This is a genomic window from Micromonospora sp. CNZ297 (assembly GCF_007827625.1).
In genome coordinates this window covers 134928-147077 of record NZ_VISU01000012.1, presented here as the reverse complement: position 1 = coordinate 147077, position 12150 = coordinate 134928, and the positions used below count along the sequence as shown (strand labels likewise).

Below are 12150 nucleotides of genomic sequence, written 5' to 3'. Positions count from 1 at the left end.
TCAAGCGAGCTGGCGTGGATCAAGCGAGCTGGCGTGGATCAAGCGAGCTGGCGTGGATCAAGCTGGTGTCCCAGGTGGGGAAGATCGGTCAGCGCCGTGGCCCGCCGGCGCAGCCCTTCCCGCAGCCACGTCCCACCGCTGCATCCCCTCGCCGCCCGATCCCATCCCCTCGAGCCCTCGAGCCCTCGAGCCCTCAAGCCCTCAAGCCCTCAAGCCCTCAAGCCCTCAAGCCCCGCGCCCCGCGCCCCGCGCCCCGCGCCCCGCGCCCCGCGCCCCGCGCCCGTCGATCTTGCACTTGCTGCCCTCGGGATAGGCGATTCATCCCGCTTTCGGAGGTCGGTAAGTGCAAGATCGCGGAGGCGAAGGCGGGGGCGAGGGGCGGGGCGGGGCGGGGCGGGCGGAGTGGGTCAGGGGGTCTGGGGAGTGAGGAGGTAGTCGCCGTCGTCCGGGCTCCAGCGCAACTCCACCGCGCCGCCCGTCGCGGCGGCCTTGCAGAACTGGAGGAAGCTGCGGTAGCCCAGCTTCTTCTCGCTGAAGTCGGGCCGGGCGCGCCGGAGCTGGTCCTTCAGCCCGGACAGCGCCACCGCTCCGCCGTCCGCGGCGAGGTCCACCACCACGGAGCGGAGCAGCCCGAACGCGACCTCCCGGTCGCCCTGCTCGGGAAGTGACACCTCCGGGTCGCCCTTGGCGGGCCCGGCGGCCAGCTCGACCACGTTGTGCGCCGCGAGGTGGCGCAGCAGTTCCCCGAAGGTACGGAAGCCGTAGTCGGACTCGCTGAACGTGGGATCCTTGCGGAGCAGGGCGCGCTTGAGCGCGGAGGCGGTCACGTCGCCGCTGGAGCTGCCCTGCATGCCGGCCACTGTCTGCACGAGCTGCACGGCGAGCGTGTCGACGTCCCGCGCCGACTCCTCCTCGGCCGCGGTCACCACCACGGGCTCGGGCGCCGGCTCCGCCGGTGAGGGCCGGGCCGGGCGCGAGCGGCGGGCGGCCGGTGGCGGTACGTCCACGCCTTCGAGGCGGTCGTAGTAGAGGAACTCGTCGCAGGCCGGCGGCAGCAGCGCGGAGGTGGACTTCTCCACCCCGACGCCGATCACCCGCTTGTTGAGTTCGCGCAGCTTGTGCACGAGCGGGGTGAAGTCGCTGTCCCCGGTGCAGATCACGAACGTGGAGATGTAGCCGCGCTCGAACGCAAGCTCGACCGCGTCCACCGCCATCTTGATGTCGGCGGCGTTCTTGCGCGAGGCGCCCATCCGCTGCGGGATCTCGATCAGCTCGACGTGTGAGCGGGTGAGCATGCGCCGGTCCTCGTCGAAGTACGACCAGTCCGCGTACGCCCGGCGTACCACCACGCGTCCCCGCTCGGCGAGCGCGTCGGCGATCGGCCGGAAGTCGAACGGGCGGCCGCCGTGATGGTCCCGTACGCCCAAGGCGAGGTTCTCGTAGTCGAGGAACAGCGCGATGCGATCTTCGTGATCCACGGTGGCAGCCTAGCCCGGCCGGAACGCCGGACCGGTCAGCGCCGCTCGTCGCGGTAGACGGTCTCGCGGCGGGCCACCCGCTGGATCGCGTAGCTGGTCACCAGCAGCAACAGCGCGAGTACCACCTCGACGCCCGCGACCGTGCCGGTGGCGACGGTGAGGCCGAGCAGCAGCAGGATCAGCCCGACAACGGCGAGCAGGCCCGCCAGCAGCAGCCGGTTACGCCGTCGCGCCGACCGCTGCGCGTCGTCTGCGCTCACGCTGGCCCGCCTTCCTCCGGTTCCGCCTCCGATCCTAGGCGCCGGCCGTCGCCGGGGTGGCGGATCGCGGCGCCGCAAACGGCCCGGGGCCGGACGCTTCTGCGTCCGGCCCCGGGTCACGGCGGCGGTCAGTGGATCGGGACCGGCACCGGACGCTTGTCCTCGCCCGGGTCGCCGTCGAGCAGGTGCGACGGCTCGCGGCGGCGGGGCAGGAACGCGGCCGGAATGAAGGTCAGCAGCACCAGACCGAAGGCGACCCAGAACGTGGTGGAGAAGGAGTTCGCCGCGTAGTCGAGCCCACGCTCGATCAGCGACGGCGGCACCGGGAACTGCTGAATCAGCTCGGGCTGCTGCTGGGAGGCGATGGCGAGCTGGGCCTCGGTCAGCGGGGCGCCGGTGGCCGGGTCGGTGACGCCGGGGATCGGCCGGGAGCCGTTCAGCTCGCTGGTGAGGATGACCGACATGACCGCGGCGCCGACCGAGCCGCCGATCTGCTGGAGGATGTTGACGAGCGTGGAGCCGCGCGCCACCTCCGCCGCGCTGAGCGTCTTCAGCGCCGAGGTCATGATCGGCATCATCGTGCCGCCCATGCCGAGGCCCATCACGAACAGCGAGCCGCAGAGCAGCCAGTACGACGTGTCGGTGCCGAGCTGGGTGAAGGTGAAGAACCCGGCTGCGATGAGCACGAGCGCGAACGGCACCGTCCGGCCGACCGGCACGCGGTCGGCGAGCATGCCGGCGATCGGCATGGTCAGCATCGCGCCGATGCCCTGCGGCGCGATCAGCAGGCCCGCGGTCAGCGTCGTCTCGCCGCGCACCTGGAGGAAGTAGCTGGGGAACAGCAGGCCCGCGCCCATGAACGCGATGATGAACACGAACATGGTGACGGTGGCGATGGTCAGGTTGCGGTTGCGGAACAGCCGCAGGTCGAGCAGCGGGTGCCGGGGCCGGAACGAGTAGAGCACGAAGGCGACCACGAGCGCGCCGCCGGCGAGCATCGGCAGCCAGACCTTGGTGTCGGCGACGGTGCCGGTCTCGGGCAGCGTGGAGATGCCGTAGAGGAACAGCGCCAGACCCGGCGAGAGCATGAGCATGCCGAGGAAGTCGAACGACTCGGACGGCTCGGCGTTGTCCCTGGGCAGGGCGAGCTGGGCGTAGACCAGGGCGACCACGCCGATCGGCAGGTTGATCAGGAAGATCCAGTGCCAGCTCGCGACGTCGATCAGCCAGCCGCCGAGGATCGGGCCGGTGATCGGGCCGAGCAGCATCGGGATGCCGAGCACGGCCATCAGGCGGCCGATGCGGTGCGGGCCGGCGGCCCGGGTCATGATCGTCATGCCGAGCGGCATGAGCATGCCGCCGCCGAGGCCCTGGATCACCCGCCAGGCGATCAGCTCGCCGATCGAGTCGGCCGTGGCGCACAGCCCCGAGCCGATGGTGAACAACGCCAACGCCACCATGTAGAGGCGTTTCGTGCCGAACCGGTCGGCGGCCCAGCCGCTGAGCGGGATCACCGTGGCGAGCGCGAGCGTGTAGCCGGTCATGGTCCACGCGACGCGGGCGTACGTGGCGTCGAACTCGCTCTGGAACGTCGGCAGCGCCACGCTGACGACTGTCACGTCGAGGATCGACATGATCGCACCGAGCACGACGACGCCGGCCACCTTGAGTACGGCGGCGTCGAGCTTCGTCGACGTCGCGACGGGTTGCTGGGTCACTGACGGTCTCCTGGATCCGGTCCGGCACTGGGTGTCGGCGGCGGCGCCGCGCGCCGTCTGCGGAGCGCGGGCGGAACGCGCGGCGGGGCGGCGTCCGGGCGACAGCGTAGCCATGACCTGGGACGAGGCGCGGCCGGTTTTGCCGACGGGAGAACCGCGGCGGCACGCGAACCGGCCGCGCCGCCGGCGCCGATCCGCTCCGGCGGCTCGCGGAAAGGGCTGGTGCGCGCCGATTCGCCGCTCTTGTCGAGCCGGTCACGGCCGGCGACGACCGTGACGAAGGTCATGCCCCGTCCGGGCAGCTCCGGCGCTTCGGCACGCCGCCGATCAGCCCAGGCCGGCCATCAGGTCGACCTCGGCCGTACGCGAACGGTCGATGCGGCGGGCGAGGTCGCGTACCCGCTCGCTGGTCCCGGCGGCGACCTGGGCGCGGGCCAGGTCGGCCGCGGTGCGCTGGTGCCGGCTGAGCACGTCGAGCAGCACCCGGTCGGCGTCGGCGGGCGCGGCGGCGCGCAGCCGGGCCAGTCCGGCGGCGGCCTCGCTGTGCCCGGAGTGGTCGTGCCGGGCGGCCGCGGCGGCGGCCGACGGGCCGGCCTCGCGCAGCCAGCCGCGCATGGTGGCCAGTTCGTCGGTCTCGGTGGCCCGGACGGCGGCGATCAGCGTGCGGATCCGCGGGTCGGTGGCCCGGTCTAGGCCGAGCCGGACGATCTCCAGCGTCTGCTCGGTGTGCGCCACCATCATGGCCAGGAACAGCGCGTCGATCCCGCTGACAGTGGCGTCCGCGCCGGCCGGGACCGAGGTCGTGGCGGACGGGACCGGCGGGGACGGATCGGCGGCCGGTGGGCCGCCGCACCCGGGCAGGGCCAGCGCCACGCCGAGCAGGGCCGCGGCGGACGCGCGGCGGAGCCGGGGACCGGCCGGCTCCACCGCGCGGGTACGCGGGCTCAGATCTGCTGCCACAGCGCCGGTACGTTCGGCGGTTCCCAGCCGGCGATGGCGGTGTGCGCCTGGCGGCAGCGGTAGCTACGGCCGTCGTAGGTGACCGTGTCACCGACCTGGTACGCCCGCCCGGCGGTCCACGTGCCGCCCGGTGCCGGGGTGCTGGTCCGGGTGGGCGTGGGCGAGGGCGCGGGCGTGGTGGGCGCCGCGGTCGGGGTGGGCGGCGGGGTCGGGTTGCCGCCTCCGCCGCCGATCTGGAGGTCGACGCAGGAGTAGAACGCGTTGGCGGTGTCGGAGATGTTCCAGATGGCGAGCAGCTTCTGCCGGCCGGAGAAGCCGCCGAGGTTGACGGTGTGCGACACGGTCGCGCCGGGCTGGCGGCCACCGCCGTCGACCACGGCGACCCGGGTGCCGCCAATCCAGTACTCCCAGTTGGCGGTGGCGTGCCGGGCGGTGTTGACCCAGGTGAACGTGACGGTGCTGCCGACCGAGGTGGCCGGCCAGTTGCGGCTGTCGTCGTTGAGCACCGCGAACTGGGCGATGCCGGCGTGGCAGCTGCGCAGGCCCTTGGGGCCCTCGACGCTCTGCGGCTCGTACTTGATCTGACCGCAGTCGGGCACCCGGTTCTGCGCGCAGAGCGCCTGCCGGCTGGGCGGCGAGGAGACGTAGCCGTGGGCCTGCGCGGGCGCGGCGAGCGCCAGCGTCCCGGTGACGGCACCGGCGGTGAGCAGCGGGAGGGTGATTCTTCGGCGCATGGTGGCAACTCCTTCGGGGGGAACGGAAGGTGCCCCGAACATAAATTAAACATTGTTAACAGTAAAGACTCCTGTCTATAAATTAAGCCCTGCACTCCCCCGCGCCGGGCGTATGATCCTCATCGATGGCTCGCCGCGCGGAGCCGATCGTCGTTCGTGGGCACCCGTCGCCGTCACGGCTCCGGGAGGACGACGCAGACCGGGCATCGCCTCGTCGTCCCACTCCGAAGGACACCCCCGCATGAGGAGAACCACCGCGTTCGCGGCCAGCCTGCTGCTGCTCGCCACCGCGCTCAGCACCGTCGGCGGGCCGGTCGCCGCCGCCGACCCCACCGACCCGGTCACCGTCACCGTCAACACCCGCGCCGGGCTGGCCACCGTCCCGGCCACCGCGCTCGGCGTCAACCACGCCATCTGGGACTCGCAGCTCGGCAGCGCCGAGACGTCCGACCTGCTCAAGGCCGCGGGCGTGAAGATGCTGCGCTACCCCGGCGGCTCGTACGCCGACATCTACCACTGGGAGACGCACACCGCGCCCGGCGGCTACGTCGCACCGAACACCGACTTCGACACGTTCATGGCCGGCGCCCGCCGCGTCGGCGCCGAGCCGATGATCATCGCGAACTACGGCACCGGCACGCCCGCCGAGGCGGCGGCGTGGGTCCGCTACGCCAACGTCACCAAGGGCTACGGCGCCAAGTGGTGGACCGTCGGCAACGAGAACTACGGCAACGGCCACTACGGCTCGGCCTGGGAGGCCGACGACCACCCGGACAAGAGCGCCTCCCAGTACGCGCGGCTGGTGGTCGAGTACGCCGACGCGATGAAGGCGGTCGACCCGAGCATCAAGGTCGGCGCGGTGCTCACCATGCCCGGCAACTGGCCGGACGGCATCACCGCCGGATCGGATCCGGGGCCGTGGAACCAGACCGTGCTGTCCATCGCCGGCCCGAAGATCGACTTCGTGGACGTGCACTGGTACCCGGGCGGCAGCGCCGCCGACTCACTGGCCCGCACCAACCACCTGCCCGACGCGGCCTGGCTGCTGCGCCAGCAGATCGCCCGGTACGCCGGCCCCGGCGCGGACCGGATCGGGATCAGCTTCACCGAGCTGAACGTGGACGCCGGCCGCACCACCGCGCCGGGCGCGCTGTTCCTGGCCGACGCCTACAGCGGCCTGCTGGAGCAGGGCGTGTTCACGGTGCAGTGGTGGAACGTGCACAACGGCATCGGCACCGTCTCCGAGGTGGCCGGGCAGACCGACTACGGCGACTTCGGGCTGCTCTCCAGCGGCAACTGCACCAGCGACGGCGAGGTGTGCCAGCCGGCGTTCAACACCCCGTTCGCGCCGTACCACGCGTTGTCCATGATGAACCTGTTCGTCCGGCCCGGTGACCAGCTCGTCCGCGCCGGGACCGACCAGCCGCTGGTCGCCGCGCACGCGGTCCGCCGGCCGGACGGCAGCGTCGCGGTCCTGCTGCTCAACAAGGACCCGGACAACGCGTACCCGGTGGCGCTCGACTACGCCGGGTTCACCCCGGCCGACGAGGCACCGACCGTGCACACGTTCACCAACGGCGCGACCGGGATCAGCACCGGCCGCTCCGGCAGCGCGGCCGCGCGGACGCTGCCGCCGTACTCGCTGACCACGCTCGTGCTGCGACCGGCCGGCAGCTCGGCCGGGCGGCCCGGCGCCCCGGGCCGGCCGACGGCGAGCACGGTGACCGACCGCGCGGCGACCATCTCCTGGCCGGCGGCCACGCCCGGAGGATCCCCGATCGCCAAGTACGAGGTGCACCGCCAGTACGGCGCGGTGAGCGAGCAGCTCGGCGAGACCGCCGGCACCTCGCTCACAGTGGGCAACCTCGAACCGGGCGCCCGCTACACGGTCAACGTGCTGGCCCGGGACACCGCCGGGCGGGTCTCGTGGTCGTCGCCGCCGCTGACGTTCGCCACCGGCAGCCCCGCCGAGAGCTCCTGCGCGGTGCGGTTCGACGACGACAACGACTGGGGCAACGGGTACGTGGCGAACGTCGAGGTCATCAACACGGGTGCGAAGGCCGTCGACGGCTGGACGCTCACCTGGACCTGGCCGACCGCCTGGCAGCAGGTGAGCAGCGGGTGGAGCGCCACCTGGGACCAGCAGGGCCGCGACGTCCGGGTGACGCCCACCGCCGACAACCGGCGGCTCGCCGCCGACGGCGGGAGCACGACTGTGGGCTTCGTCGGCGCGTACAGCGGACCGAACGTGCCGGTGGGTGCGTTCCGCCTCAACGGCACGGTCTGCACGCTGCGCTGAGGGGCGGTCAGCCCCGGCCGGGTGGCCGCAGCCGCACGTCGGCCGCCGCCGGGACCTTCGGGTTCCGGCGGCGGCCGGCCCGGCGCGGCGCCGGCACCACGTGCGGGCGCAGCGGTCCGGGCGGGAGCGTGGGCAGGTCCGGTGCGGGTGTCGGCAGCACGGCCAGGATCACCACGAGAAGCACCACCGCGACGACGCCGTCGAGCCAGTAGTGGTTGCCGGTGACCACCACCACGAGCGCGGTCACCAGCGGATGAAGCAGCCAGAGCCAGCGGCGGCGTCCGGTGGTGACCGCCATCAGCGCCACCGCGATCGCCAGCGCCCAGCCCACGTGCAGCGACGGCATGGCCGCGTACTGGTTGCTCAGCTGGTCGGTGTCGGGAGGTCCGTAGACGCTCGGCCCGAACCGGGTGCCGGTGTCGACCAGCCCTGTGAGCGCGGTCAGCCGTGGCGGCGCGAGCGGGACGCAGACGTGCAGCACCAGCGCGACCGCGGTGAGCGCCGCCAGGGCCCGCCGCAGCCGCACGTAGTGGGCCGGGCGGCGCAGCCAGAGCCAGACGAGGCAGAGCACTGTGGCCGGGAAGTGCACGTAGGCGTAGTAGGAGTTCGCCACCCGCACCAGCAGATCGTGCGCCAGCAGCGGTCCCTGCACGAGCGTCTCGTCGGGCAGGCGCAGCAGCCGCTCCAGCCGCCAGACCCACTCGCCGTTGGCCAGGGCCACCTCGGCGTGCCCGGCCACCACCTGCCGGCCCGCCTTGTAGGCCAGGAAGAGCACAGCGACGAGCGCCAGCTCGCGCGCGGCCCGCTGCCATGCGGCGAGGCGGGCGTGCGCGGTCCGCGTGACGTCCACGGCTCCTCCTTCGGTTCGTCCCCGCATGGACCAGGGCCGCCGCCGGGGTCGGCGACGGCCCTGGGGGTACGGGCTCAGCGGCGGGCGCGTTCCTCCCGGCCGGCCGAGTCCACGCTCACCTCGTCGAAGGCGGGCGCGCCGTCGACGGCGTCCGCTCCCACCGCCACCGAACGGCCGGTGTCCGGCAGGTCGAGGCTGGAACGCAGGGTGACCGGACGCAGCAGCAGCGCCGCAACGATACCGACCACCGCGATGGCGGCCGAGATCAGGAAGATGTGCCCCGTTGCGTCCCCGTACGCGGCCCGCACGATCTGCCGGACCGGCTCGGGCAGCGCGTCGAGGTTGAGCGTGCTGCCACCGCCCCCGCCGGTGGTGGGGATGCCGGCCGCGGCGAGGTCGTGTGTGATCCGGTCGGTGACCCGGCGGGCGAGCACCGCGCCGAGCACCGACACGCCGATGGTGCCGCCGAGCGAGCGGAAGAACGCGACGCTGGCGCTGGCCGCGCCGATGTCCTTGAGCGCGACGGTGTTCTGCACCGCGAGCACCAGGTTCTGCATGGTCATGCCGACGCCGACGCCGACGATGAACATCGCGAGGCCGACGAAGACCAGCGAGGTCTCGTGGTCGATGGTGCCGAGCATGGCGAACCCGATGACCAGCACGACCGCCCCGAACACGATGTACGGCTTGATCTTCCCGGTGGCGGTGATCATCCGGCCGGCCACGATCGAGGAGATCAGCACACCGGCCATCATCGGGATGGTGAGCAGGCCGGCCTCGGTCGGGCTGTAGCCGCGGCCGATCTGGAAGTACTGGCCGAGGAAGACCGCGCCGCCGAACATCGCCATGCCGACCGCGAGGCTGCCGAGGATCGCCAGGGCGGTGGTGCGCTCGCGGACGATGTGCAGCGGCACCACCGGCTCGGCAGCCCGCGCCTCCACCCAGACGGCGAGCGCGAGCAGCAGCACCGAGCCGCCGACCATGGCGCCGGTCTGCCAGGAGACCCAGGCGAAGGAGTCGTCGACGAACGAGATCCAGATCAGCAGCACGCTGACGCCGGCGGCGATGAGCGTCGCGCCCAGGTAGTCGATCTTGACGTTGTCCCGGCGCACGGTGGGCAGGTTCAGGGTGATCTGCAGCAGGAACAGCGCGGCGGCCGCGACCGGTACGCCGACGAAGAAGCACCAGCGCCAGCCGAGCCAGGAGGTGTCCACGATCAGGCCGCCCAGCAGCGGACCGCCGACCGTGGCCAGCGCCATGACGCCGCCCAGGTAGCCGTTGTAGCGGCCGCGCTCACGCGGCGGGATCATGGCCGCGATGGCGACCTGCACGAGCGCCTGGAGGCCGCCGACGCCGATGCCCTGGAACGCGCGGGCGGCGATGAGCTGCCCGGCGCTCTGCGCGAAGCCGGCCGCGACCGACCCGACCAGGAACACCACGATGGCGATCTGGATCAGCAGCTTCTTGTTGAACAGGTCGGCCAGCTTGCCCCAGATCGGGGTGGTCGCGGTGGCGGTGAGCAGGGTGGCGGTGACCACCCAGGTGTACTGCGTCTGCGAGCCGTTGAGCGCGCCGATGATCTTCGGTAGGGCGGTCGAGACCACGGTGCTGCTCAGCATGGCCACGAACAGCACCAGCAGCAGACCGCTGAGCGCCTCCAGCGTCTTCCGCTTGCTCATGGGGGCGGCCGCAGCCGTCGTGGTGGGTGCGCTCATGCGCGCGTCCTCCAGGTGTGTCGATACGGGGTGGCCGCTTCGTTGCCTCAAGCAATCAACACTAAACCTTGCCCGGCAGGCAAGTTTGCCCATTGAGAAATGGGTCACCTACGCTTGGCCCATGGAGGAGTGCACCGGGCTGCGGGAGCGGAAGAAGGCGGCCACCCGCCTGGCGCTGCACGAGGCGGCGCTGTCCCTCGCCGTCGAGCACGGCCCCGACCGGATCACCGTCGAGGCGATCGCCGACGCCGCGAACGTCTCCCGGCGGACATTCTCCAACTACTTCGGCGGCAAGGAGGAGGCCCTCTTTCACGGCGACACGCTGCGGTTGCGACGGCTCCTCAGGCTCGTCGCGGACCAACCGGCGGAGCTGTCGCCGTGGGCCGCGCTGACCCGGGCCGCCCTGGTCCAGGCCGAGGACGGCTACGACGATCCGGCCGAGCCCTGGCTCAGCCGGCGCCGCCGGCTGCACGGCCACCCGAGCCTGGCCGCCCACCAGGTCGGCGCGTACGCGGCCCTGGAGCGGGAGATGGCCGCGGAGCTGGCCCGCCGGCTGACCGGACCGGACGCGGCGCTGCGGGCCCGGATCGTCGCCGCGACGTTCCTCGCGTCCCTGCGGATCGCCGCCCACGAGTGGCTGGAGCACCCGGGGCGGTCGTTGCGCGACGGGCTGCGCGACGTGCTCGCCCTGGCCGCCCCGGCGGCGGGCTGAGCGCGCGGCTTCCCCGTCGGACCGGTGGAATGGCCGGCGAAAGCGGCACCCGGCCTGACCTGGGCTGACACACTCGCCCGGTGGGTGGCGACCGGTGGCGCAAAGGGCTCGGGCCCGCGACCGGCGTCGCCCCCGCCACCCGGGTCGACCGGTTCGAGATCTTCTTCGACCTCGTCTTCGTGGTGTCCTTCTTCATCATCACGCGCGCCACCGCCGCGAACGTGACCCCGCGGCAACTGCTGCACGCGCTGCTGGTGCTCGCCGTGCTCTGGTGGTGCTGGGTGGTGCACAGCGCGGTCGCCGCCCGGCTGCGCCTCGGCGAGGGCTTCGTGCCGATCCTCATGGTGGTCGGCATGATCGCGCTGTTCACGTTCGCGCTCGCGCTGCCGCAGACCTTCGGCGACCTGGACAAGGGCAGCGCCGGCCCGATCCTGGTCACGATCAGCTACGTGGTGATCCGGTTCGTGCACACCGCCCTGTACTGGTACGCCACGCGCGACGACCCGCCGGCCCGGCGCAAGCTGCGGCTGTTCCTTCCGGAGGCGGTGATCTCGGCCGGCCTGCTGCTGGTGGCGGCGCTGCTGCCGCCGCGTGTGTCCCCGGAGGTCGGCCCGTGGCTGCGCGACGGGCTGTGGATCGCGGTGGTGGCCATCCAGTACAGCAGTGGCCTGCTGGCCGGCACCGACGGCTGGAAGATCACCTCGGCCGAGCACTGGACCGAGCGGTACGACCTCATCCTGATCATCGCGCTCGGCGAGTCGGTCATCTCGGTCGGCGTCGGCGGCAACCTGCTCGGCCAGCCCGTGACCTGGCCGGCGATCCCGGCGGCGATCTTCGGCATCCTGTTCACCGCGGCGCTCTGGTGGGCGCACTTCGACATGATCGGCCCGGCCGCCCGGATCGCGCTGCACGCCGCCCACGGCCCCGCGCGGGTGGCGCTGGCCCGCGATGCGTACGCCTATCTCTACCTGCCCATGATCGCCGGGGTGATCCTGTTCGCGATCGGCGCCGAGGAACTGGTCCGCATCGTCACCGACCCGGCGGGCGGCCCGATGGAGCGCGGCCACGGGCCGGCCGTGCCGCTGCTCTTCGGTGGCGTGCTCCTCTACCTCGCCGCCAACATGGCGTTCCAGTGGCGCGCGCTGCGGACGCTGTCCTGGTCCCGGGTCGGCACCGTGGTGCTGCTCGCCGTGGCGCTGCCGGTCGGCCGGCACCTGCCGGCGCTCGGTGCGCTGGGTCTGCTCACCGCCATCTGCGTGGCACTGGTGGCGGTCGAGCTGGTGATCTTCGCCGATTCCCGGGTCGCGTTGCGCCGGCTGATACACGAGGAGAAGGCCAGCGCCGAGGAGAGCGAGGCCGCCTGGCGGGCTCGCTGGCGCGACGACGGCGACAGTGCCCCGCACCGACCTTGACACAGGCCCTAG

General features: G+C 72.6%; 10 protein-coding genes. 3 read left to right on the top strand and 7 right to left on the bottom strand.

Annotated features, from left to right (window positions below):
* Nucleotides 1-407 precede the first annotated feature (407 nt).
* From FB454_RS21420 to FB454_RS21400, 5 genes are all read right to left on the bottom strand, one after another.
* Nucleotides 408-1478, bottom strand: a complete 1071-nt coding sequence (locus tag FB454_RS21420) for a PIN domain-containing protein (protein WP_013286170.1) — start codon at nt 1476-1478, stop codon at nt 408-410.
* Nucleotides 1479-1513: 35 nt separating this feature from the next.
* Nucleotides 1514-1738, bottom strand: coding sequence for a hypothetical protein (locus FB454_RS21415; protein WP_013286169.1), 225 nt, complete (start codon nt 1736-1738; stop codon nt 1514-1516).
* Between the two features lie 128 nt (nt 1739-1866).
* On the bottom strand, nt 1867-3456 hold the full coding sequence (locus FB454_RS21410) for a DHA2 family efflux MFS transporter permease subunit (protein ID WP_145823341.1): 1590 nt from the start codon (nt 3454-3456) through the stop codon (nt 1867-1869).
* A gap of 327 nt (nt 3457-3783) precedes the next feature.
* On the bottom strand, nt 3784-4416 hold the full coding sequence (locus FB454_RS21405; RefSeq protein WP_030272465.1) for a DUF305 domain-containing protein: 633 nt from the start codon (nt 4414-4416) through the stop codon (nt 3784-3786).
* Nucleotides 4401-5150, bottom strand: a complete 750-nt coding sequence (locus FB454_RS21400; RefSeq protein ID WP_013286166.1) for a lytic polysaccharide monooxygenase — start codon at nt 5148-5150, stop codon at nt 4401-4403. The genes FB454_RS21405 and FB454_RS21400 overlap by 16 nt, the downstream gene beginning before the upstream one ends.
* 241 nt (nt 5151-5391) lie before the next feature.
* Here FB454_RS21400 and FB454_RS21395 point away from each other — a divergent pair, with 241 nt between their 5' ends.
* Entirely contained in the window at nt 5392-7449 is a 2058-nt protein-coding gene (locus tag FB454_RS21395; RefSeq protein WP_030272469.1) for a cellulose binding domain-containing protein, read from the top strand.
* A gap of 7 nt (nt 7450-7456) precedes the next feature.
* Here FB454_RS21395 and FB454_RS21390 read toward each other — a convergent pair whose 3' ends face one another.
* Entirely contained in the window at nt 7457-8299 is an 843-nt protein-coding gene (locus FB454_RS21390) for a phosphatase PAP2 family protein (RefSeq protein ID WP_047894288.1), read from the bottom strand.
* Between the two features lie 74 nt (nt 8300-8373).
* Nucleotides 8374-10014 carry an MDR family MFS transporter gene (locus FB454_RS21385; RefSeq protein WP_145823340.1) on the bottom strand — a complete coding sequence of 547 codons (1641 nt, stop codon included), beginning with the start codon at nt 10012-10014 and terminating at the stop codon, nt 8374-8376.
* Between the two features lie 121 nt (nt 10015-10135).
* Here FB454_RS21385 and FB454_RS21380 point away from each other — a divergent pair, with 121 nt between their 5' ends.
* The gene (locus FB454_RS21380) at nt 10136-10726 is read left to right on the top strand and encodes a TetR/AcrR family transcriptional regulator (protein ID WP_030272473.1); all 591 of its coding nucleotides are present in this window, start codon (nt 10136-10138) and stop codon (nt 10724-10726) included.
* A gap of 80 nt (nt 10727-10806) precedes the next feature.
* A complete protein-coding gene (locus tag FB454_RS21375; RefSeq protein ID WP_013286161.1) occupies nt 10807-12138 on the top strand; it encodes a low temperature requirement protein A in 1332 nt (443 codons plus the stop codon).
* The last annotated feature ends 12 nt before the right edge of the window (nt 12139-12150 follow it).

Coding starts and splice junctions, on each gene's coding strand:
- FB454_RS21400 (WP_013286166.1), bottom strand. CDS start 5,150: ATGCGCCGAAGAATCACCCTCCCGCTGCTCACCGCCGGTGCCGTCACC.
- FB454_RS21395 (WP_030272469.1), top strand. CDS start 5,392: ATGAGGAGAACCACCGCGTTCGCGGCCAGCCTGCTGCTGCTCGCCACC.
- FB454_RS21385 (WP_145823340.1), bottom strand. CDS start 10,014: ATGAGCGCACCCACCACGACGGCTGCGGCCGCCCCCATGAGCAAGCGG.
- FB454_RS21380 (WP_030272473.1), top strand. CDS start 10,136: ATGGAGGAGTGCACCGGGCTGCGGGAGCGGAAGAAGGCGGCCACCCGC.